Below are 23,321 nucleotides of genomic sequence, written 5' to 3'. Positions count from 1 at the left end.
CTTGACAATGCTTGTTCATCTGAACAAGACTATCCCCTATTATGATCACAAATGCACTCAACTTCAACTTATGCTTGTAACCATTTGTTTAAAACTATATTGACAAAAACCTAGTTATCCCATAGGATATAACTTAACTGACTGACTGATCAATCGGGAGGGTTACATGAATGACCAAAATTAACGGTTTGGAACCCGGAGAAGAACGCCGGGACCAGATAATACGCATAGCGATGGAACGGTTTGCGACGCAAGGCTACCATCAGACGAAAATTTCCGATATCGTCCGTGAAGCTGGTGTTGCGCAAGGAACGTTCTACTGGCACTTCAAGAGTAAAGAAGCCATTGCTTCGGAGATTGTATTAACGGGCAAGGAGAAACTGCTTGAAGCGATTGGGCAAGGCTACCGTAAGGATGCCGGATCGGTAGAGGATATGGTGAAAGCATCGGAAAGACTGTTCACCGACATGTTCTCATTTGCTGCGCAGAATCGTTATTTTATGGAACTGTTGCTCAAAGGCATCGTATCCGAAGAATCCGTACAACGTCTGGTCGAGGAGACACGTAATGCCGTCGAGACTGCGTTCCGTCACAATATGGAACGTGCCATCGAGCTCGGCATGTTGCCTAAGGACATGGATGTGCCACTTCGGGCAGCGCTACTGGTGAGCATGATTGAAGGTATGATATCCCGCTGGTTATTCGGCTCCGATGAGTTGCACAGCAAGTTCTCAGCCATGACAGCTTCAACGCTGGCAGCCGAGGCAGCAAGCTTTGAGTTTTATGGACTCCTGGGTAGATAAGATTCACATGATTAAGCAAAGAGCAGGGAATAATGGGTACAACTGCGGTTTAATGGACAACGAAATAACCAAATGTACACCATGAGTGAATACACGAATGAGAGGAAGTTAACGTAATGAACAAAACATATGGATCGAAAACTCGTAAAGGCTGGTCTTTGACAGCGATTCTGCTGATGACGGTGCTCGTACTTAGCGCTTGTGGAAGTAAGGCAACAGACAATGGAGGCACGAACGGTGCACAGGCAAGTAATGAACTGGAGCAGATCAAGTCTGCTGGTGTCATCAAAGTGGGCATGATGGGCACATACGCACCGTACAACTTCCTGAATGAAAAGAAAGAAATGGATGGCTACGATGCCGATATCGCACGTGAGGTTGCCAAGCGTCTGGGTGTAGAGGTTGAATTTGTATCCCAGGAGTTCTCCGGTCTGACTCCAAGTCTGCAAGCCAAAAAGCTGGATGCCATCATCAGCCAGATGACCATTACTGATGATCGTAAGAAAGTACTGGATTTCAGTGATCCGTATATTACGAACCAAGTTAAAATTATTGTAAAAGAAGACAATAACGATATTACCAAGCTGGAAGACTTCAAAGGAAAAACGATTGGCGTAGGTCTGGGTACGAATGATGAATCATATCTGCGTAATGAAGTGTTGCCGAAAGTGGGAGACTTCACAATTAAAACCTATGACGATGTCATCTCTTCACTCAAAGACCTGAATGCTGGACGGATTGATGCCACAATCAACAATATGTATGCACTGAAACCGATTGTGGATGCCAATGGCTTTAATATCAAAGCCGTAGGTGAACCAATTAAGAGTGACCAAGCAGGTATTGCTGTTCGCAAAGATAATCCGGAACTCGTAGCAGCACTGAATGATGCTCTCAAAGGCATGAAAGATGATGGCACGTACAATACCATTTTCAAAAAATGGTTTGGTGAAGAGCCTGCGCAATAATGAACTGGCAAGGCGAAGGGGAGATTTGACCCATGGAACTGGTATTTGAGAATATCCCCTTCTTTCTGAAGGGGGCTTACTATACGCTGTATGTAACTGTGATCTCCATGTTTTTTGCCTTTATCATCGGAGTGCTTGTTGCGATTGCTCGTCTGAAGGGACCGATGTGGCTTAGGTTGATCGCAAGATTCTATGTATCCATCATGCGGGGAACGCCGCTGCTGGTGCAATTATTCGTCATTTATTACGGATTGGTCGATTATGGAGTGACCTTGGGATCGCTCACGGCTGCATGTCTGGGATTGAGTCTGAATGCAGGTGCATTTCTGTCGGAGACGTTCCGTGGAGCCATTCAGGCTGTACCTAAAGGACAGACGGAAGCTGCATACGCAACGGGAATGACCCCGGCTCAAGCGATGAGACGCATTATCTTCCCGCAGGCTGTGCGCATTGCCATCCCGCCGATGGGTAACACCTTCATTGGCATGTTGAAGGAAACATCACTTGTGGCTGCCCTTGGGGTTACAGAGTTGCTGCGCTCGGCACAGCTGTTGGTAGCCCAATATTATGTGAATATGCCGTTTTATCTGGCTATTGGTGTGATCTACTGGATCATGAGTATCGGCTTCTCGGCCATTCTGGAACAAGTGGAGCGCCGGTTGGCCCGGGCTTACTGATGGGAGGAGAGAACCGATGATTACAACAACTGGACTTACCAAACGTTTTCAGAAAAATGAAGTACTTACGAACATCGATCTGCATGTCGATGCCAAAGATATTGTTGTATTGCTTGGCCCAAGTGGTTCCGGCAAGAGTACCTTGCTGCGCTGCCTGAATGGACTGGAAGAGCTGTCCGGAGGACAGATCGAAGTGAACGGTGTTGTGGTCAACAGTGCTGATTCGCTGCGTGTCCAGCGTACCCGGGTATTGGAGATTCGTCGCCAGACCGGCATGGTATTCCAGCAGTTCAATCTGTATCCGCACAAGACGGTCCTGGGCAATGTGATGGAAGGTCTCGTTACGGTAAAAAAAATTAAACGTGACGAAGCAGCCGAACGCGGCCGGATTCTGCTGGATCGGGTGGGCCTGTCAGACAAGCAGGATGCGTATCCATCCCGATTGTCCGGTGGACAACAGCAGCGGGTCGCCATTGCACGTGCACTCGCGATGGAGCCGGAAGTGATGCTGTTTGATGAGCCAACTTCAGCCCTTGACCCTGAATTGGTCGGAGAGGTACTTTCCGTCATGAAGGAGCTGGCAGAGGAAGGCATGACGATGCTGGTCGTGACACATGAATTGAAGTTTGCCCGTAATGTGGCGAACAAAATCGTCTTTATGGCGGATGGATCGATTGTGGAAGAGGCAAGTCCACAGGCGTTTTTTGAACAGCCGAAGCAAGAGCGCACCCGCCGTTTCTTGCAACAAATTACTGAATTCTAATTACATTACTACAATTTATACTGATTGATACGATCGATTATAGCGATAAGCTGCTGAGTGAAGGGGACGGAATCGATTCTGAAGAAGCGTAGCGCTCGCCTTTGTCACCGAATATTGTCCTTTGTGAATATAAATCAAAAATATTTGGAGACAACAGCGATCGGAAGAACGAGCCGTACCCGGAACGGAGTTCTGCAAATCGCAACTATTCTAAGAAAGAAGGATAACATCATGAATGTAACAACCGTATGGAAAGGCAAACGCGCGTTTACTTCCGAAGGACCCTCTGGCTACGCCGTTGGCATGGATGCCACTGCTGCTTATGGTGGTGACAGCAAGGGGGCGACCCCGATGGAATTGTTACTGGCGGGTCTCGGCGGCTGTATGGGAATCGATATTACGATGATTCTGGACGCATTTTTGGACAAAATTGAATCGATTGAGATTGAAGCGCAAGGCACCCGCAGCGAAGAGATGCCTAAAGGCTTCACATCCATTGATCTGATCTTCAAAGTAGATGGTGATATCCCGGATTATCGAATCTGGAAAGCCATCCAGATGGCTGAGGAAAAATATTGTGCAGTCTCCGCTTCGCTGAGCGCCGATATTCATCCGAAACTGATCCTGAATGGGGTAGACACACCTCGTCCTTAACACATATGAGTACATCTTATACTGAGAAGGCACTTCCAATCGTGGGAGTGCCTTTTTTGGCATTTCTAACCCATCAACAGTTCATAAATAAAGTCAGGCTGAATGTTGAACAATGTTCCAGATGCCCATGAATTCCGTGATAGCCTGATCGATCGTTGCATGAGGAACACCGTCCCGGGCTTGTGTAGATATGCCTTGCATAAAGGTATCAAATACAGTGGTCAGCATGGCTACATTCGTGGAAGCAGGAATCTCACCGACATCTACAGCTCGCTGGATGCAATCCTGCAGGCGGTTGCGTGTCAGCTTTCTTTTCTCAGCGGTAATGTCACGGATATGATTGTTTTTGGAAGAACATGTGCTGGCTGACAGCACAATTAAACAGCCAGATGGATGTGCGCTGTCTGTTTGCATTTTTGCTGTGCTTCTTAATGTTGTTTCGATCGCTTCTCTTGGTGACAGCGTGAGATCCGAGAAGCTTTCTGTCACACGTCCAAACGTGCCCATATATCGTTCCACCGTTTCTTTATACAGCGCTTCTTTAGATTCAAAGGCTGCATAGAAGCTGGCTGCTGAAATATCCCCCATGGCTGCTCGAAGCTGAAGTAATGATGTAGCCTCGAATCCTTGCTCCCAAAAGAGCATCATTGCCTGTAATAAGGCTTCATCCCGATCGAAAATGCGCGGACGTCCCGTTCTTGCCATAAGAGATTCCCCCTTTTTTTCTTAATTATATACTAATCGATCCAAAAGTCATTGACAAGGTGAGACAGCCTGAATAATATAAGGAATGATCGATACATAATTCGATTACTTGTTTCATACTACCTTAAAAGGAGCTGCACAGATGTCTGATATATCTTCTCATCGTTTTCCGTGGCTGGGGTTGCTGGCCCTGGCTATGGCGGGTTTCATAGCCATTATGACCGAAACACTTCCTGCGGGGTTACTGCCGCAGATTAAAGAAGGGCTGCAGGTCTCAGAGGCAGGGGCAGGGCAGCTTGTCACCTTTTATGCTGTTGGGTCACTGGTTGCGGCCATACCTGTGGCGTTGCTAACAAGGGGCTGGCGGCGGCGTCCGCTTTTACTTTTGTCCATCATCGGTTTTCTTGTCTTCAACACCATTACTGCCCTCTCGTCAAACTATGTGCTGACACTATTCGCTCGCTTTATGGCTGGTGTTGCAGCAGGTGTCTCTTGGGGCTTGATTGGTGGTTATGCATTACGCATGGTACCTGATCATCTAAAAGGAAGGGGCATGGCTGTGGCTATGATTGGAACGCCGATTGCCTTATCATTCGGTGTTCCGGCAGGTACGTTGCTGGGTTCATTTATGGGCTGGCGCTCGGTGTTCTGGCTGATGTCGTTGCTGGCCTTTGTACTGATTTTCTGGGTGCTCTGGAAAGTACCCGACTATCCGGGGCAGTCAGCTGATAAACGCATCTCTGTCAGACAAGTGTTGTTCACCCCCGGTGTCATTCCCATTTTGACTGTCGTTTTGGCCTGGATGTTGGCTCATAATATTTTATACACGTATATAGCTCCTTTTCTCGCCGATGTCGGTATGGAATCCAAGGTTGGACTCATTTTACTTGTATTTGGTCTGATGGCATTGATGGGCATCTGGGTTACAGGCATATTCATTGATCGGTGGTTGCGTATGCTGGTTCTCATGAGTCTTGCGGGCTTTGCTTTGATTTCCCTCGTATTAGGTCTTTGGAGTGAGCACGTTGTTGTGGTCTTCGGTTCTGTTGCGCTGTGGGGTCTGACATTTGGCGGTGCGGCTACCCTGTTACAGACTGCACTTGCTCAAACTACTGGGGAACAGGGTGTGGATCTTATCATGCCGATTAATACAACCGTCTGGAATCTGGCTATTGCCCTTGGGGGAATGGTGGGAGGTGTTCTTCTGAATCAAGGGGGAGCTTCGTCCTTTACATGGGCCATTTTGGCTTTATCACTGGTGGCTCTGATTGTTGCATGGCGTGCCAAAGGATATGGGTTCCGCCCATCTAGGGGTCACTAAACTACTGTAAGCAAAAATAATTCGGTAAGCCCGGTCGCCATGTTAATGGCGGCCTCTTCTGCTAGAGGTAGGCTGGCTTGTAGCCTGGCAATATATTACCCATTTCAATGACCATCCGAAATTTGGCGGTTATGTGGTATGATAAATTAAAAGGACAGGACATCCTGATCCTGCTCTTTATATGTAAGCGCTTATACAGGAGACGGAAGGTGCAGACATGTTTAAAAGGCTGATACGAACCACCAATAATCTCAAATTAAAGCATAAATTGCTCATTTCCTATGTACTGGTTGTCATGATCCCGGTCTTGATCGTCGGTCTTGCTGTGACCAGTTATTTTCGCCAGCAAGCCCTGGATAATGCGATTGGTCAGACGATCATTAATGTGGACAAGATCAAGAGCCAGACGGCGACCATGCTGCGTGTACCAACGGATATATCCAACCTGTTAATGTTTAACGCGGACCTTAAGGAAATCGTGAACAAACGGTACGAGAGCGTTGTGGAACTAACCTCGGCTTATCTCGCATACAAAGATTTTCAGGAGTATAGGCGTTTGTACCGTGAGATAGCGGGTATTCGCTTTTACTCTACTAACCCAACCTTGATCAATAACCTCGAATTCATCCCGGTGGACAAGAAGACGGAAGAGAGCTACTGGTACCAACAAGCATTGAAAACGACCAGCATCGGGTGGTTCTACATTCCGGATAAGGAAGACAATCCTGTACACAAGCTGAGTCTGGTGCGCAAAGTGCCTTTTGCCGAATATCGGACCGAGGGTGTGCTGATGATTGAGATCAATCAGGATGAGCTGAATGGATTGTTGCGTCAAGAACAGTTCGAGACGATGATTACGGACGAGCAGGGCTATGTGGTTGCAGCCAAGAATACCGAGCTGGTGGGTAAAACGCTGGATGAGCTTGATTTTGGTGTCGATCTACAGAATCAGGCGAAAGGCACCATAGAGGGTGATTTCCGGGGGGAACCATCTAATATTGTTATTGATGAGCTGGGCCCTGGATCGAGTATGAACAGCCTGAAGGTGATTTCGGTTTTTGCCACCAAAAATATAGTCAAAGACGCCAACACCGTCAGCTTGATCGGCATGATTTTTATTATACTGGTGCTGGTCATCGCCCTACTATTCGTATATATTATCTCGTTCCTCACTTCTAACCGATTGTTGCGGCTGAGTAAACATCTCAATAAGCTTGCATTAGGAGACCTGAACGTGACTTCCCGAATTGATGGCAACGATGAGATTGGACAACTGTCACGACAGTTCAACTATATGGTGAAAAGTATCAATGAACTCATGACTCAGGTGGTAGAGGCAACGGAACAGAACAATCAATTGGAAATCGCCCAGAAAGAAATTAAACTGAAAATGATGGCGAGTCAGATCAATCCCCATTTCTTGTTTAATGCCCTGGAGTCCATTCGCATGAAAGCCCATATCAAAGGGGAAGCAGAGATTGCCAACATCGTCAGGCTGCTGGGCAAGCTAATGCGCAAGAGTCTGGAGATTGGCAGTGGAAAAACAACCTTCCGGGCTGAACTAGAAATGGTACGTTCCTATTTGGAAATTCAGAAATTTCGGTACGGCGACCGACTTGCGTTCCAGATCGACATTGATCCCGAGGTGGAGAAGATGTACATTCCCCCGCTCATTATTCAGCCTTTGGTTGAGAATGCGATTGTCCATGGTCTGGAGAACAAAGAGGGTACGGTCCGAGTTCATATCAGTATTCGTTTAGTACAGAACATTGTGCAGATACGTGTAGAAGATGATGGTGCGGGCATAACGCCGGAACGACTGGCTGAGGTGATGCAGTTCATCTGTGGACCGGAGGAACAGGAGAAGAGCCGGATCGGTATGCGCAATGTACATCAACGCTTAACACTGACATATGGGGAGCCATATGGATTGCAGATTACGAGTGTATATGGGGAAGGAACAGAGGTTTCTTTCACTTTGCCAGCAGGAGGGGACCAACATGTATAAAGTATTTTTGGTGGATGATGAACCGAGCATACGTGAGGGACTGACAACCATTATCGAGTGGGAAAAATATGGGTTTCAAGTCATCGGTACAGCGGCCAGCGGGCGAGAGGCCATCACTCGTTTTGAGGAACTGGAGCCTGATCTGACCATTATAGATATTCGGATGCCTGGTATGACCGGGCTGGATGTTATTGCAGAAGTGCGCGTGAACCATCCAGGTTCGCACTTTTTGATATTGAGCGGTTATGCAGATTTTGATTATGCCAAGAAAGCCATCAGTTTTGGTGTGGATGGTTATCTGCTCAAACCTGTGGATGAAGAAGAGATTATTGGTGAACTTGAGCGTATTGCTGCGATACTGACCCGTGAACGGGAGACGATGGCGCGTCATGCAGGTGAAGATACCGTCTATCGGGAGCATCAGATCGAGGCTTTACTCTTTGACAGTCTGGAGGGTGCAGGCAGTATGGAAGAAGACAGCCTGGGTCTGCACTGGCCTCACTATCAGATCGTGCTGCTTGAGATGCATGCGGCCCCAGATTTGCAGCGGGGGAGTGTCATGAAACGCAAACTGATTGAAGCGTTTGATCAGAAGGATCGAGGCATCATATTTTCATTTCATTCCGGTCTGGGTCTGTTAAGCAAGGAAGTGATCACATCCGAGTCGTCTGCAAGGAATCTGTATGTTGAGCTGGAGGAACTGCTGGGAGAATGGGATATTCACATGTATGGGGCTGCGGGGGAACCTGTACAGTCCACAGCTGAGATTGCGCGGTCTTACACACAGGCGAATCGTACACTGGGGGAACGCTTCTTGTTTGCGGAGCAACGCGTCATTTTATGGAATGAAGGTAGCGAAGGCGGAGGCGTTGGACCAGAAGGTGAAGCTGTGGACGGAGCACCTGAACCAGATGAGGAGGAACTTGCGGACAAGTTGTATTATGCGCTGGACATCCGCAGTAGTGAGTCGGTCATGCGGGTATTGGGTGAGATGGAAGAGCGTCTGGTTCCCTATCATCGGACAGAGCAAGCCATCAAGACGGCGTTCTCACAGGTGTTTTCTCTGGCGATCAACAAGCTCGCAGCGACGAATCAACATATGCAATCCATCATGCAGGAACATTCGGTTCTGATTAACGAAGTCTATCATCAATTCACGCTGTCTGATCTTAAAGTGATGGCCGCGGAACATTTGAATCGACTTATTCAACGTATGGGTGGAGGCAGTAAGGATACCGTACTGAAGCAGATGATTGAATTTATCCAGCGTAATCCTGGTGAAAACCTCAAGCTGGAGGTACTTGCTGAAGTATTCAACTATAACAGTAGTTATCTGGGCAAGTTGTTCAAGAACCATACAGGAGAGTACTTTAATGTATTTCTGGACAAGGTCCGTATGGAAAAGGCCAAGGAATTGCTGGATGAAGGACTCAAAGTCCATCAGGTTGCGGCCAGAGTGGGGTATGCGAACGTGGACTATTTCCACGGCAAATTCAAGAAGTATGTAGGGGAATCACCTTCCGCGTACAAACAAGCCAGAACCCAGTCCCTGTCCAAAGAATCTGCTACGGATATGAACGAAGAATAAGTATGAAATGCCGGGCCTTGCCCATGCTCAATAATAAAACGTTTTCGGGATCATGGACATTTTTCAGATTCATCATATTGTCCATGCACTTCCCATGATAAGCAATGGTCACGGAGTGTATCACACCTTAGACTGGGTTTACTAGAACTCAGATGAAGGGATGGCTATACGATATGAATTTGTCTGATACAGGCACTGTCCGTCAACCATTGAACTTAAATGGAACATGGCAGTTTTGTTTGGATCTAGAGTCCGATGAACTCGTTGAACATACAATATTACCGCCTTCACTACGTGAAAACATCTCATGGGGAACCATTCAGATTCCCGGTTCCTGGGAAGAGCAAGGATACGGGGATGAGCCTGAATACGACAGGCTTGATACCTGGACCAAGGTGCGTGAGTATGAAGGCCCAGCTTGGTATGCTCAGGATGTTACGGTTCCAACAGATGATCCTGGTTGCCAGTATATATTCAGATTGGAAGGGGTCCGCTGGACAACAGATCTCTGGATTAATGGACAATATGCCGGGCAGCAGGATAGTCTGGTGAATCAACAGAAGTGGGATGTTACCTCTCTAATGAAGCGGGGAGAAGTGAATCGGGTGGAGATCCGCGTGGATAATACCATGAAACTTCCGCTGGCTGGTAGCCATATTCATTCTTTACACACGGCCACAGCCTGGGGTGGGATTACAGGTGGTGTTTATCTGGACCGTCTGCCCCCATGCCGCGTACAGACGTTACGTATTCAACCAGATGCTGAAAATGGAACCGTTCTGGTTCATTGTGCTGTAAGCGCTCCCGCTAATGAGAAGGATATCCATATGCAATTGCATATGGATATCCAGCATCCGGACGGCACATGGCTTGATCGATACAGTTGTAATGTGAAGCTGAGTGCTCCAGCGCATGCTGATATAAGCTCAGTAGGTTTAATTGAAAGTAACGCTGTAATAGATCAGTGGCGATTGGAACTCGGGACAGAGAAGTCAATTGCATTGTGGTCGGATGAATCCCCTGAACTTTACAAGGCAGTGATCCGTCTCCATGACGGTGAACAGGAACTGGATCAAGTGGAACAATCATTTGGTGTGCGTTCCTTTGCAACAAAGGGAAAGCAGCTTGAATTGAATGGGACACCGGTGTATTTGCGCGGGTACGTCGATTGCTGTATCTTTCCACTGACGGGTTATCCCGTCTGGGATAAGGAGCATTATATTCAGCAGTTTCGAGTCGCTAGATCATACGGCTTCAACCACGTCCGACTGCATGGGTGGAGTGCGCCAGAGCCATTCTGGGAAGCTGCTGATGAAGAGGGCATGCTGGTACAGGCAGAACTCCCACATTGGTCTCGATTCTTTGAGCAACCGAATCAGTCTGCGCCGGCTGAAGTGATGTCTTATCTGACACAAGAACTGGACGGGTTGCTCCAGTCGCTTCACAGACATCCTTCATTCGTCATGTTCTCCATGGGGAATGAGCTTATTGGTCCGAATGGCCATCCTGAACTTAATGCATGGGTATCAAGGGCAAGGGATATCGACCCAACCCGGTTATATACGGACAATACAGGATTTGGACAGCTTCCAGCGCAAGGGCGGGAAGGTGATTATTATATCCAGTCGTTGAACTGGCATCCCCCGCTGGAATCCGCATACTCTGCTGTGCCGGATACCACGCTGGACTATCATGCAGTAACCCGACTTGCGGAGCATCCCGTCATTGGGCACGAACATGCACAATACACCATGTATGTGTGGCCTCAGGAACGAGCCAAGTATACGGGCGTTCTGCGTCCCACCTGGTTACAACCTGTTGAAGAGTCGTTGACACACAAAGGAATGATGGCGGATCTGGAGCATTTTCAACAGGCCAGCGGTACACATCTGGTGCGGTCCCTAAAAGAAGCTATGGAGCGGATTCGGCGAACGCCAGATGCTGCGGGCGTACAGTTGCTGGATATCCGCGACTTTCCGGGCCAGGGACATGCTACGACGGGCATTTTGGACGTATTCTGGGATGACAAAGGCATTACAACACCTGAAGAATTCAAGCGATTCAACGCAGATGTGGTTCTATTGTTAAGTTGCAAGGAGCGTACATTTTACGCTGGTGAATCCATCCAAGTGGATGTACGCATATCTCACTATGGTAAAGAGCCACTTAAGGATGCATCCATACAGTGGAAGTTGATTAGCGATGATGTGATACTTAACAAAGGGGAATGGAAAACCGGAGACATCCAATGTGGGTCTGTAATGTCACTGGGATGCCTCGTCGCTACTGCACCTCATGAAGGGGCAGCAGCTTTTCGGATTGAAGCGGAATTGCGATCAGGCGATTCGGAGAGGATCGCAGTCAATATGTGGCATGGATGGTCCTTCCCATTTTATCGGACTCATTCGCAATCGAAACGAATCTGGAATACCGTGGCAGAGCTGCAGCCACTTCTCGGGGAAGCACAACATGATGTTGTGGATCATATGGATGGATTTCAGTTGTTGAAAGATCGGGAGATTGACTTGGTTATCGTTCAGTCGTTAACACCCAATGTTGTTGATTATGTGGTCAACGGGGGAAGTGTTTGGATTCAGCCAACCGCAGAAGGGATATACGATTCAGTGGAGACCAAGTACCTGCCTGTATTCTGGAATTATCTCATGTTCGCTACACAGCCTGGTGCAACGATGGGCATGTATTTGAACGATCAGTTACCACTGTTGGGCTCTTTCCCGCATGATGGAGCTTCCGACTGGCATTGGTACCACCTGGTGAACGGTACCCCAGCGATATGTATGGATACTCTGCACGGGGTAAAACCACTGATTGAAGTGATCGATCATTTCCATCGGGCCAAACGGCTCGCTTATGCTTTTGAGGCAAAAGTAGGGAAGGGCAGGATTTTGGTATCCTCCATCCCGTTCACCAACCTGGCGTTAATGAAGCGTCCGGAAGCCGCCTACTTATTTCAGGAGATACTTGCGTATCTGCATGGAGATCAATTCCGTCCGGTAACCTCCATTTCTGTTGCACAATTGCTCGGGATCGTTAAACTGCAAACAATTCAATTCACCTTGTAATTATAGGGACCCGAAAGGGTCCTTTTTGTATGCCATCAGGTTGAAGTAAACGATTTCTATAAAACGTTTTCGAAATTTACCATACCATATAGCCTTTTACCTTTATATTACTTTTGTTGCATTTGAAAGTAGAATTTATCACTGATTCTAACTAAATAATGTCTGATTATATATGCCTATATCTAATTTTTATATGATTTTCTCTAAAATCCAGATGGTATTTTGAAAACGCTCTATCGAGTATGATTATTTTATAAAACAGAGGAGGGGGAACGGAGATGGAAACGCTAACAAAAAAATCCGCTTCCGCGAACAGAAGCAGTGACCCCAAACCGCCTTTAAAAAATCGGCGGAACGGAATTTGGGACAGAATGAAGCAGCAGAAATATCTCTATCTCATGTCATTGCCATTCGTAGCTTGGGTTTTCGTATTTAACTATCTGCCACTATGGGGATGGACGATGGCTTTCCAAAACTATAAACCTGCCAGATCATTTGGTGATCAAGAGTGGGTTGGCTTTAAACACTTTGTAGAGCTGTTCAGTGATGATCGTTTCTATCTTGTACTTCGAAATACGCTCGCAATGAGCTTGATGGGACTGGTTGTCGGTTTTATCGTGCCGATATTCTTCGCCATTCTCCTGAATGAAATGAGAGGCATGTTCTTCAAACGTGCCGTGCAAACGGTATCATATCTGCCTCACTTTGTATCCTGGGTCGTTGTGGCAGGTATTATCACCAAGATGCTCTCCACCGATGGCGGGATTATCAATGATCTATTGGTAGGACTGAACATTATTGATCAGCCGATCCAATTTATGGCCAAGGGGAACTTGTTCTGGTACATTGTAACCGCTTCAGATATGTGGAAGGAAACCGGTTGGAATGCCATCATCTATCTGGCGGCGATTACAGGTATCGACAATGAGCTGTATGAAGCTTCCCGTGTAGATGGAGCCAACCGCTGGAGACAAATGTGGCACATCACGCTGCCTGGCATACGGACCACGATTTCCGTACTTTTCATCATGTCAATTGGACATCTTATCAGTATCGGTTTCGAGAAGCAGTTCTTGCTTGGCAACAGTCTGGTCACAGACTACTCGGAAGTACTTGATCTATACGCGCTCAATTATGGTTTGAATATGGGACGATTCTCATATGGTACAGCCATAGGTATATTCAACTCCGTTGTCAGTATCATCCTTCTGTTTACTGCGAACGGCTTGTTCAAAAAATTCACTAAAGAAAGCATCATGTAGGGAGGGGACGACATTATGGCGAACAAAGCATTCAATGCTACTCGGGGCGATAAACTGTTCGATATATTCAACATCCTCGCGATGACCATGGTGCTGGTTGTAACACTTTATCCATTCCTTAACGTACTAGCCATCTCACTCAATAACTCGACAGATACAGTACGTGGCGGAATTTACTTGTGGCCTCGCGAATTCACATTACAGAACTACAAAACGATTTTCCAATATGATGGCTTGCTGCAAGGTTTGCAGATCTCCATTCTGCGTACACTTGTAGGTACCGTGCTCGGATTGATCAGTTCATCCATGATCGCCTTTACACTGAGCAGACCTGATTTTGGACTTAGAAAATTTGTTTCCACAACGCTCGCGCTCACGATGTATTTCTCCGGTGGTCTGATTCCGGTGTACATTCTGATGCGTGACTTGAACCTGATCGGTACATTCTGGGTATATGTATTGCCTGGCATGATCAGTGCATTTAACGTGTTCATCATCCGTTCATTCATTGATGGCCTGCCATACTCATTGCAGGAATCCGCGAAGCTGGACGGAGCGAATGACTTTACAATCTATTACAGAATCATCTTGCCACTGTGTAAACCAGTGCTTGCTACCATCGCATTGTTCCTGGCTGTAGGTCAATGGAATGCGTGGTTCGATACGTACCTGTATAATGGTTCAAAGGCACATCTGACCACGCTCCAATATGAGCTGATGAAAGTATTGCAAAGTACGCAGCAAGGCTCAGGTGCTGGACGAAATGCCAATGATATGGCACAGCAAATGACACAGATTTCACCGGAATCAATCAAAATGGCGATTACGATCGTTGTAACGGTTCCAATCCTCATTGTATATCCATTCCTTCAGAAGTACTTTGTTGGCGGTATGACACTGGGCGCAGTAAAAGGTTAAACAATTGGGTACAGGCTGCCACATAGAGCGGCCGTACATCTACAAATGAAGCATCAGGATACCCGAAGCGCAGCCATTTGGTCTGCGCTTCACCGTATAGGGCTGCGGTGTGGTATTCATGAAGCTATAGACAGGGACAAAAAAGTCCCGGACAAACAGACATATGAAACAGGGAGGATTACCATAATGGCAAGTTCCAAAATGAAGATTGCACTGGCACCAGTGCTTGCAATGTCTTTACTCGCAGGTTGCGGTGGAGGAAGCGGCGGTGATACGTCGTTCAAAGATACAAGCGCAGAGACAACTCCACTTACTTTTGATTTCTTCAGCGTTGACCCCAGTCCGAACTGGAATGGCATGAAGGATGATGTGGGTAAAGTCCTTACAGAAAAAACAGGGATAACCCTTAACGGTGAATTTGCCGTTAGTGGTGGTCAAGATAAAATATCCTTAATGGCGGCGAGCGGAGACTATCCGGATATCGTCTCACCCAAAGGAGAACTCAGCAAACTGGTGGATGCCGGAGCAATGCTCGATCTGACAGATCTGATCGACCAATATGCTCCCAATCTGAAGAAGCTGTATGGTAATTACATGGACCGGTTGAAATACAGTAATGAGGATCAGGCTATTTATGTGCTGCCGACGTATTATGCGGTAGACCAGAAGTACTTTGATGCAGGTGGTGGATTTGGGATTCAGCACCGTGTACTGAAAGAGCTCGGATACCCGGAAGTGCGCACACTTCAGGATTACGAGAATGTATTGAAGGCATATAAAGAGAAACACCCAACGATTGATGGTCAGCCAACAATCCCGTTAACACTGGACGCGGATGATTGGAGAATCATGATTACCGTAACGAACCCTGCCTTCCAGGCAACAGGTGCTCCGGATGACGGTGAATACTATATCGATCCAGAGACGTATGAAGCAAGTCTTCATTACAAACGTCCAGAGGAAAAAGAGTACTTCCGCTGGTTGAACCATATGTATAACACTGGATTGCTGGATCAGGACAGCTTCATCCAAAAAACAGACCAATACAAATCCAAAATTGCTAGTGGACGTGTTCTGGGTGTCATTGACCAGGATTGGGGGTATTCCGATGCAGAAAATGCACTGAAATCTGCGGGCAAGGAAGAAGCAACGTATTCACACTTCCCGGTAACCCTGTCCGAGGATATCAAGGATCATGCCTATCAAGACCCTGGTTTTGTATCCGGTTGGGGTGTAGGGATTACAACATCGAATCCTGACCCGGTTCGTACCATCAAATTCTTCGATTACCTGGCTTCTGAAGAAGGTCAAGTGCTGATGAACTGGGGAATTGAGGGCAAACAGTATGAAGTGAAGGACGGCAAACGTGTGATTCCTGCCGACATTCAGGATCAGAAAACCAATAATGCAGCCGTATTCCAGAAAGAAACAGGTATTGGACTGTACACCAATATGTCTGGTCACTATGGAGACGGTGTGAAGGATTCAACGGGTAACTACTACACTACGAATTTCCCTGAACAGATCGTGGCAGCATATTCCGATGCAGAGAAAGAAACACTCAAAGCTTACGGTGCTACGACGTGGAAAGACCTGTTCCCGAGTGAAGACGAGTTCCCAATCAAACCATGGGGAGCAGCATACAATCTGCCAACACCTGGTGACTCTAACTACAATGTCATCTTCAAGAAGACACAGGATATCATTCGTAAACGTATCCCAGAAGCCATTCTGAGTACTCCTGAGCAGTTCGATGCCATCTATGACGGCATGATTGATGAAGTGAACAATGCAGGAGCAGAGGACATGGAGAAACAATACACTGAGCTTGTCCAAAACCGTGTTCAATTGTGGAGCGGCGAAGAAGCTAAATAAGCTATCGATTGAACGGATTCAAACCGAGAAAGAACCCGGATAACCGGGTTCTTTTTTATACATAAAACGTTTTCTAAAAAACGTTTTATATTTTACATATTCACTATTGACAAGGGGTATGGGAGAGATTATTATTCAATTATGAAAGCACTTACATTAGTTCGTACATCAGAGAAAAACAACATACATCATTCCTATTTATTCAAGGGGAATTCCAGAGGGTGACGAGTAAATTAAGGTGTGTGAAGATCCATTCACTGTTTTAGAGAAAGCGCTTTTAATGTTAGAGTAACAAGAAAATTACAACATCTTCATCTGGTCACGGTATGTGCAGGTCAGCCTGTTATACAAATATACAGCTTCATTATATCCATAAGGGGGATTACACATGAAGGGCAAAACACCAAAAACATTCGCAATGCTTCTGTTAGCCAGTGCACTTGCAATTACCGCAGGATGCAGTGGCAGTGGAGGAGGAACTAACGCTTCAGAAAAGCCGGTTGATTCTGGAGATACGACCAGCCCGGTAACCTTTACATTCTTTGGTGCAGATGCAAGTCCAAGCTGGAACAACATGAAAGATGCAGTGGGCCAAGAGATTACCAAAAGAACAGGTGTTACAATTGAAGCAGAATACGATGTGAACAATGGTGGCGACCAAAAGATTCCTTTGATGGCTGCCAGCGGTGATTACCCTGATATTATCTTTCCTAAAGGTAACCTGTCGAAGCTGGTGGATGCAGGCGCAATGCTGGACCTGACTGACCTGATTGAGGAACATGCACCTAACCTGAAAAAGATATATGGCGATCAGATGAATCGTTTGAAATACAGTCTGGAAGATCAAGCGATCTATGCTATTCCAACCAACATGGGTGTAGATAACGTCGCTTTTGATGCAGGTGGTGGATTCGAAATTCAGCAAAGAGTGTTGAAAGAACTGGGATACCCAGAAGTGAAAACACTTGAGGATTACGAAAACGTTCTTAGAACGTATTATGAAAAGCATCCAACGATTGATGGTCAACCAACCATTCCACTGACATTGAATGCAGATGACTGGAAGATCATGATCACTGTAACGAACCCGGCTTTCCAGGCAACAGGTGCACCGGATGATGGTGAATATTACATTAATCCTGAAACGTATGAAGCGATGCTTCACTACAAACGTCCAGAGGAGAAAGAATACTTCCGCTGGTTGAACAAAATGTACAATGAAGGTCTGCTCGACAAAGATACTTTTGTACAAAAAGATGATCAATACAAATCCAAAATCGCCAGTGGCCGTGTACTTGGTCTGATCGACCAGGACTGGAACTATGGCGAAGCTGAGAACGCTCTCAAAGCAGCAGGCAAGGACGAAGCCACATATGCGCACTTCTCCGTGTCCCTGAACAAGGACATTGTGGATCATACATTCCAGCCAACAGGATTTGACGGTTATGGCATCGGGATTACAACTTCGGCCAAAGATCCGGTACGGATTATCAAATTCATGGATTGGCTCGCTTCCGATGAAGGCCAGGTGTTGAGAAACTGGGGTATTGAAGGTGAACACTACAATGTAGAAAATGGCAAACGTGTGATTCCTGACGATGTTCAGGAACGCAAAACGAATGACAACTCCAATTTCACGAAAGAAACAGGAGTTGGATTGTACAATATTTTCAGCGCAAGATACGGTGATGGTGTAAAAGATTCTACAGACAACTACTATACAACGAATTTCCCAGAGCAGATCCAAGCAAGCTACACACCAGCTGAGAAGGAAACGTTGAAAGCATACGGTATCACAACATGGAAAGATTTCTATCCATCCGAAGACGAATTGAAATTGAAAGATTGGGGCGCAGCGTATAATATGCCTGTACCTTCTGACACAGACTACAACGTAACGTACCAGAAAACACAGGATATCATCCGTAAACGGATTCCAGAAGCTATCCTTGCCAAACCGGAGAACTTTGACAGCGTGTATGACAGTCTCCTGGCTGAACTTGATAAAGCAGGTGCAGTAGAAATGGAGAAACAATACACGGTTTGGGTGAAAGAACGTGTCTCCCTGTGGACTGGAAAAGATGTGAAATAAAATTGAAAACAAGGCATAAAAGCCATTGATTTTCATTGCAAAAAAAGCCCTTCAAAAAGGGCTTTTTTTGTTGTTGACGTAAGGTGGTGATAGCAGTATAATCTATCATGTAAGCACTTTCAGTAAGCGTTTTATAGTTATTACGAAAACGTTTTATGCTTGTTAACAGAACTGTTTCAAGTTTAAATCGATTGAAATTCTAGCTTTGCAGTAGGCAAGAAAAGATTGTATCGAAAGCGCATTCAAAAAAAGTGGTATCCTCAGGCAAAAAGCCTGTTATACAGATAAAACCTTCATAAATAATAGGGGGAACTAGACAATGAGAGGCAAAATGAAAGGCAATACACCCAAGACGTTTGCAATGTTGATGCTCGCAAGTGCAATGTTGGTTACAGCTGGCTGTGGGAATTCGGGAACGAAAGAGACTACAGAATCCAGCGGTACCGAACCCATTACAGTTACGTTCTTCGGAGCGGATGCTAGTCCGACCTGGAACAAGATGCAAGATGCTGTTGGTAAAAAGATCACGGAGAAAACAGGCGTTACAATTGAAGCTGAATATGATGTAAACGATGGTGGTAACCAGAAGATTGCACTGATGGCTGCCAGTGGTGACTTTCCTGATATGATCTACCCTAAAGGTAACTTATCTAAGCTTGTGGATGCAGGCGCGATGCTGGATCTCACGGATCTGATTGAGGAGCATGCTCCCAATTTGAAAAAAATCTATGGAGAACAGATGAACCGTTTGAAATACAGTCTCGAAGATCCGGCGATCTATACGATTCCAACCAATATGGGTGTCGATAATGTTACGTTTGACGCTACAGGTGGATTCGAAATTCAGCAAAGAGTATTGAAAGAGCTTGGGTACCCTGAAGTGAAGACACTTGAGGATTACGAGAACGTACTCAGAGCCTATTATGAAAAACATCCAACGATTGATGGTCAACCAACCATTCCATTGACATTAAATGCAGATGACTGGAAAATCATGATCACGGTAACGAATCCAGCTTTCCAGGCAACAGGTGCACCGGATGATGGTGAATATTACATTGACCCTGAAACGTATGAAGCAAAACTGCACTACAAACGTCCAGAGGAAAGAGAATATTTCCGCTGGTTGAATAAAATGTACAATGAAGGCCTACTGGACAAAGATGCATTTGTTCAAAAGGATGACCAATACAAGTCCAAAATTGCCAGTGGCCGTGTCCTCGGTCTGATTGACCAAGAGTGGAACTATCAAGAAGCGGAGAACGCGCTCAAATCATCGGGCAAGGATGATGCCACATACGCTCACTTCTCTGTATCACTTAACGATGAAATTGTGGATCACACGTTCCAACCAGCAGGATTTGACGGTTATGGCATCGGGATTACAACTTCGGCCAAAGATCCAGTGCGTATCATCAAATTCATGGATTGGCTTGCTTCCGATGAAGGACAAGTTCTGAGAAACTGGGGTATCGAAGGTGAACATTACAACGTAGAAGATGGTAAACGCGTGATTCCAGATGACGTTCAGGACCGCAAAACGAATGACAACTCCAATTTCAGTAAGGAAACAGGAATTGGGATGTACAACGTATTTAGCGCAAGATACGGTGATGGTGTAAAAGATTCAACGGATAACTACTACACAACGAACTTCCCAGAGCAGATTGTAGCTGGTTACACAGCTGCCGAGAAAGAAACACTGAAAGCTTACGGTATCACGACTTGGAAAGAATTCTATCCAGCTGAAGAAGATCTGCCAGTTAAGGATTGGGGCGCAGCATACAACATGTCAGTACCTTCCGGTACAGACTATGAGGTAACTTTCCAGAAAACGCAGGATATCATCCGTAAACGGATTCCGGAAGCTGTTCTGACTACACCAGCCAACTTTGATGCAACCTATGATGCTTTACTGGCTGATTTGGACAAAGCTGGTGCAGTTGAAATGGAGAAACAATTCACGGTTTGGGTTAAGGAACGTGTCTCTCTGTGGACAGGAAAAGACGTAAAATAATATGGATGGTTTACAATCCATGGTTACACAAGGAAAGGCCCTATATGGGGCCTTTTTTTTGTGGATGATGTGATGATTTGCATTGACGCAAATTTTGAAATCACATATAATTCTCTTATTGTAAGCACTTACCGAAAACGTTTTATGAAAACGAGAATTTTACTGCTTATTCAGGAACAGGAGCTAATCATGTCCCAACACAATAATCAAACTAAAATCAATCGTCTATGGTATCGACAACCGGCAAAACGCTGGGAAGAAGCACTCCCCATCGGGAACGGCCGTCTTGGAGGCATGGTGTACGGTGGCGCAGCAGATGAACGAATTCAGCTCAATGAAGATACATTATGGTCAGGATTTCCACGGGATACGATTCAATACAGCAGCCAACGGTATTTGAAACAGACACGTGAGTTGATCATGTCTGGACAGTATGGTGAAGCTGAGGATTTGTTAAACCGTGAAATGCTCGGTCGTGATGTAGAGGCTTACCAGCCGATGGGTCACTTTCTATTGCATCATGAAGGTCTGGATGATCTTTCGTATGATGCATATGAGCGTGAGCTTGATCTGGAATCAGGTATTGCAACCACGGCGTATTCATGGAAAGGAACTCGATATGTGCGTGAAGTGTATTCCAGTGCTGTGGATGATCTGATGGTCTGCATATTGACTGCCGATCAAAAGGGCGCTGTGAATGTAAGTGTTTCTCTAGACAGTCCACACCCTTATCAGGTTCAGACTTCGGGAGATGCACTCACCATGTTTAGTCGGGGCCCCAGTCATGTGGAATCCAATTACTTCAGAGATCACCCGGAATCCGTTATCTATGAGGAGGATCGGGGAACGGCATATGCTGTCCATGTAGCAGCTGCGGCATCAGGCGAGCAGGTGAAGGTCTCCAATCTGGAAGGTAAGCTACATATTCAGGGTGCTGATCAGGTTGTGTTTTATCTCGCAGCAGCTACGTCCTTTGAAAGTTATGATGTGTTGCCTGTGAAGGATCATCTTGTTTTGGAAGAGGAATGCAAGGATATGATCTCCAAAGCGATCACACATGGCGCGGAAGCGCTTCGTGACCGACATATTCAGGATCATAGTGCGTTGTTTAACAGAGTCTCTATTGATCTAGGTGTATCGGCTAACGCCGAATTACCTACAGATGAGAGATTACAAGCCTATCAAGCAGGGGAACAAGACTCTGGGCTTGAAGCACTTTATTTTCAATATGGAAGATATCTGTTAATGGCTAGTTCACGCCCAGGAAGCCAGCCTGCCAATCTGCAGGGAATCTGGAATCACCAGGTGGAGCCGCCGTGGCACAGTGACTACACAATCAATATTAACACCGAGATGAATTACTGGCCGGCAGAAGTCTGCAATCTCAGTGAATGTCATGAGCCGCTATTCGATATGCTGACAGATCTCAGTGATACAGGGCGCAGAACAGCGCGGATTCTCTACGGAGCCCGTGGATGGACTGCGCATCATAACGTGGATATCTGGAGAACCACCACGCCTACAGGCGGAGACGCGAGCTGGGCATTCTGGCCAATGGGTGGCGTGTGGCTGACCTCGCATCTATGGGAGCATTACCAATTTACCGGGGATCAGCGTTTTCTTGAGGAACGTGCGTATCCCATCATGAAAGAGGCTGCCTTGTTCTGTCTCGACTGGTTGGTGGAAGGACCTGACGGTTATCTGGTCACGATTCCATCCACTTCACCAGAGAACAAGTTCCTGACAGAAGACGGAGAGGCACGTAGTATATCCATGGCTTCAACGATGGATATGACATTAATTCGTGAATTGTTCAGCCGCTGCATTGAGGCCGCGAAGCAATTGAATCTAGATGAGTCATTGGTGAGCGAGTGGTATGAGGCTCTGGACAAACTCCATCCATTCCGTATTGGAAGCGAAGGACAATTGCTGGAGTGGTTTAAAGATTTTCCTGAATCTGAACCAGGACATCGTCACGTATCCCATCTGTACGGACTGTATCCGGGGGAACAGATTAATCGCGTGCATACACCGGAACTTGTGGAAGCGGCACGGGTGTCGCTTGAACGTCGTATCTCACAAGGTGGCGGGCATACAGGATGGAGCTGCGCATGGTTGATTAATCTGTATGCACGACTGCTGGATAAGAACCAGGCACATCAGTTTGTACGGACATTGCTCGCCCGATCCACGCATCCGAATCTGTTCGACGACCATCCACCTTTCCAGATCGATGGAAACTTTGGAGGTACGGCTGGAATGGCCGAGATGTTATTGCAGAGCCACTTGAACGAGTTACATCTACTACCGGCACTGCCTGACCTATGGTCTCAAGGCCATGTTGAAGGGCTTCGGGCAAGAGGCGGTTACACGGTGGGCATAACGTGGGCCGATAACAAGCTCGCGTCAGCCATCATTCAGGCAGACCGAAATGATTCGCTGACCATTCGAAGTGCTTATCCGCTGCGCGTGGAAGGGCATGAACAAGTCAAGTCAGAGCTTACGCCTCAGGGCGATTATGTAATTATTTTAACCATGACCGCAGGACAGACGATCCGCGTGTCATCATGAGACGGAGGAGTAAACC

General features: G+C 46.5%; 16 protein-coding genes. 15 read left to right on the top strand and 1 reads right to left on the bottom strand.

Annotation, left to right across the window (positions count from 1 at the left end; all coding sequences use genetic code 11):
• Nucleotides 1–170: 170 nt before the first annotated feature.
• From FS628_RS26015 to FS628_RS25995, 5 genes are all read left to right on the top strand, one after another.
• Complete coding sequence (locus tag FS628_RS26015; RefSeq protein ID WP_145325847.1) at nucleotides 171–803, top strand: TetR/AcrR family transcriptional regulator; 633 nt, start codon at nucleotides 171–173, stop codon at nucleotides 801–803.
• A 116-nt stretch (nucleotides 804–919) separates the two neighbouring features.
• Nucleotides 920–1,771, top strand: coding sequence for a substrate-binding periplasmic protein (locus tag FS628_RS26010; RefSeq protein ID WP_145325846.1), 852 nt, complete (start codon nucleotides 920–922; stop codon nucleotides 1,769–1,771).
• A 32-nt stretch (nucleotides 1,772–1,803) separates the two neighbouring features.
• The gene (locus FS628_RS26005) at nucleotides 1,804–2,448 is read left to right on the top strand and encodes an amino acid ABC transporter permease (RefSeq protein WP_062836416.1); all 645 of its coding nucleotides are present in this window, start codon (nucleotides 1,804–1,806) and stop codon (nucleotides 2,446–2,448) included.
• Nucleotides 2,449–2,464: 16 nt separating this feature from the next.
• Nucleotides 2,465–3,211, top strand: a complete 747-nt coding sequence (locus tag FS628_RS26000) for an amino acid ABC transporter ATP-binding protein (RefSeq protein WP_145325845.1) — start codon at nucleotides 2,465–2,467, stop codon at nucleotides 3,209–3,211.
• Nucleotides 3,212–3,442: 231 nt separating this feature from the next.
• Nucleotides 3,443–3,865 (top strand): OsmC family protein, encoded by a 423-nt coding sequence (locus FS628_RS25995; protein WP_145325844.1) that lies wholly within the window; start codon nucleotides 3,443–3,445, stop codon nucleotides 3,863–3,865.
• A 93-nt stretch (nucleotides 3,866–3,958) separates the two neighbouring features.
• On the opposite strand, the gene FS628_RS25990 is transcribed toward FS628_RS25995, so the two are convergent.
• On the bottom strand, nucleotides 3,959–4,570 hold the full coding sequence (locus tag FS628_RS25990; protein ID WP_145325843.1) for a TetR/AcrR family transcriptional regulator: 612 nt from the start codon (nucleotides 4,568–4,570) through the stop codon (nucleotides 3,959–3,961).
• A gap of 142 nt (nucleotides 4,571–4,712) precedes the next feature.
• Here FS628_RS25990 and FS628_RS25985 point away from each other — a divergent pair, with 142 nt between their 5' ends.
• The 10 genes from FS628_RS25985 to FS628_RS25940 all read left to right on the top strand — a co-directional run bounded on the left by FS628_RS25985 (nucleotide 4,713) and on the right by FS628_RS25940 (nucleotide 23,305).
• Nucleotides 4,713–5,891, top strand: coding sequence for an MFS transporter (locus tag FS628_RS25985; protein WP_145325842.1), 1,179 nt, complete (start codon nucleotides 4,713–4,715; stop codon nucleotides 5,889–5,891).
• Between the two features lie 217 nt (nucleotides 5,892–6,108).
• On the top strand, nucleotides 6,109–7,899 hold the full coding sequence (locus FS628_RS25980; RefSeq protein ID WP_145325841.1) for a sensor histidine kinase: 1,791 nt from the start codon (nucleotides 6,109–6,111) through the stop codon (nucleotides 7,897–7,899).
• Complete coding sequence (locus FS628_RS25975) at nucleotides 7,892–9,487, top strand: response regulator transcription factor (protein WP_186327972.1); 1,596 nt, start codon at nucleotides 7,892–7,894, stop codon at nucleotides 9,485–9,487. The genes FS628_RS25980 and FS628_RS25975 overlap by 8 nt, the downstream gene beginning before the upstream one ends.
• Nucleotides 9,488–9,660: 173 nt before the next feature.
• Entirely contained in the window at nucleotides 9,661–12,570 is a 2,910-nt protein-coding gene (locus FS628_RS25970) for a glycoside hydrolase family 2 protein (RefSeq protein ID WP_186327971.1), read from the top strand.
• 278 nt (nucleotides 12,571–12,848) lie between these two features.
• Nucleotides 12,849–13,832: an ABC transporter permease gene (locus FS628_RS25965; RefSeq protein ID WP_036606891.1), complete on the top strand. Its 984-nt coding sequence runs from the start codon at nucleotides 12,849–12,851 to the stop codon at nucleotides 13,830–13,832.
• A 15-nt stretch (nucleotides 13,833–13,847) separates the two neighbouring features.
• Nucleotides 13,848–14,750 carry a carbohydrate ABC transporter permease gene (locus FS628_RS25960; protein WP_036606894.1) on the top strand — a complete coding sequence of 301 codons (903 nt, stop codon included), beginning with the start codon at nucleotides 13,848–13,850 and terminating at the stop codon, nucleotides 14,748–14,750.
• 186 nt (nucleotides 14,751–14,936) lie between these two features.
• Complete coding sequence (locus tag FS628_RS25955) at nucleotides 14,937–16,625, top strand: ABC transporter substrate-binding protein (RefSeq protein WP_145325838.1); 1,689 nt, start codon at nucleotides 14,937–14,939, stop codon at nucleotides 16,623–16,625.
• Between the two features lie 388 nt (nucleotides 16,626–17,013).
• Entirely contained in the window at nucleotides 17,014–18,717 is a 1,704-nt protein-coding gene (locus tag FS628_RS25950) for an ABC transporter substrate-binding protein (RefSeq protein ID WP_145325837.1), read from the top strand.
• A 319-nt stretch (nucleotides 18,718–19,036) separates the two neighbouring features.
• On the top strand, nucleotides 19,037–20,734 hold the full coding sequence (locus tag FS628_RS25945) for an ABC transporter substrate-binding protein (protein ID WP_440131313.1): 1,698 nt from the start codon (nucleotides 19,037–19,039) through the stop codon (nucleotides 20,732–20,734).
• A 144-nt stretch (nucleotides 20,735–20,878) separates the two neighbouring features.
• Nucleotides 20,879–23,305 carry a glycoside hydrolase family 95 protein gene (locus FS628_RS25940; RefSeq protein WP_313958631.1) on the top strand — a complete coding sequence of 809 codons (2,427 nt, stop codon included), beginning with the start codon at nucleotides 20,879–20,881 and terminating at the stop codon, nucleotides 23,303–23,305.
• The last annotated feature ends 16 nt before the right edge of the window (nucleotides 23,306–23,321 follow it).

The sequence above is a fragment of the Paenibacillus xylanexedens genome, from assembly GCF_007676705.1.
In the GTDB taxonomy this organism is placed as follows: domain Bacteria; phylum Bacillota; class Bacilli; order Paenibacillales; family Paenibacillaceae; genus Paenibacillus; species Paenibacillus xylanexedens_C.
This window is presented reverse-complemented; position numbering and strand designations above follow the sequence as displayed.

Coding starts and splice junctions, on each gene's coding strand:
- FS628_RS26015 (WP_145325847.1), top strand. CDS start 171: ATGACCAAAATTAACGGTTTGGAACCCGGAGAAGAACGCCGGGACCAG.
- FS628_RS26010 (WP_145325846.1), top strand. CDS start 920: ATGAACAAAACATATGGATCGAAAACTCGTAAAGGCTGGTCTTTGACA.
- FS628_RS26005 (WP_062836416.1), top strand. CDS start 1,804: ATGGAACTGGTATTTGAGAATATCCCCTTCTTTCTGAAGGGGGCTTAC.
- FS628_RS26000 (WP_145325845.1), top strand. CDS start 2,465: ATGATTACAACAACTGGACTTACCAAACGTTTTCAGAAAAATGAAGTA.
- FS628_RS25995 (WP_145325844.1), top strand. CDS start 3,443: ATGAATGTAACAACCGTATGGAAAGGCAAACGCGCGTTTACTTCCGAA.
- FS628_RS25990 (WP_145325843.1), bottom strand. CDS start 4,570: ATGGCAAGAACGGGACGTCCGCGCATTTTCGATCGGGATGAAGCCTTA.
- FS628_RS25985 (WP_145325842.1), top strand. CDS start 4,713: ATGTCTGATATATCTTCTCATCGTTTTCCGTGGCTGGGGTTGCTGGCC.
- FS628_RS25980 (WP_145325841.1), top strand. CDS start 6,109: ATGTTTAAAAGGCTGATACGAACCACCAATAATCTCAAATTAAAGCAT.
- FS628_RS25975 (WP_186327972.1), top strand. CDS start 7,892: ATGTATAAAGTATTTTTGGTGGATGATGAACCGAGCATACGTGAGGGA.
- FS628_RS25970 (WP_186327971.1), top strand. CDS start 9,661: ATGAATTTGTCTGATACAGGCACTGTCCGTCAACCATTGAACTTAAAT.
- FS628_RS25965 (WP_036606891.1), top strand. CDS start 12,849: ATGGAAACGCTAACAAAAAAATCCGCTTCCGCGAACAGAAGCAGTGAC.
- FS628_RS25960 (WP_036606894.1), top strand. CDS start 13,848: ATGGCGAACAAAGCATTCAATGCTACTCGGGGCGATAAACTGTTCGAT.
- FS628_RS25955 (WP_145325838.1), top strand. CDS start 14,937: ATGGCAAGTTCCAAAATGAAGATTGCACTGGCACCAGTGCTTGCAATG.
- FS628_RS25950 (WP_145325837.1), top strand. CDS start 17,014: ATGAAGGGCAAAACACCAAAAACATTCGCAATGCTTCTGTTAGCCAGT.
- FS628_RS25945 (WP_440131313.1), top strand. CDS start 19,037: ATGAGAGGCAAAATGAAAGGCAATACACCCAAGACGTTTGCAATGTTG.
- FS628_RS25940 (WP_313958631.1), top strand. CDS start 20,879: ATGAAAACGAGAATTTTACTGCTTATTCAGGAACAGGAGCTAATCATG.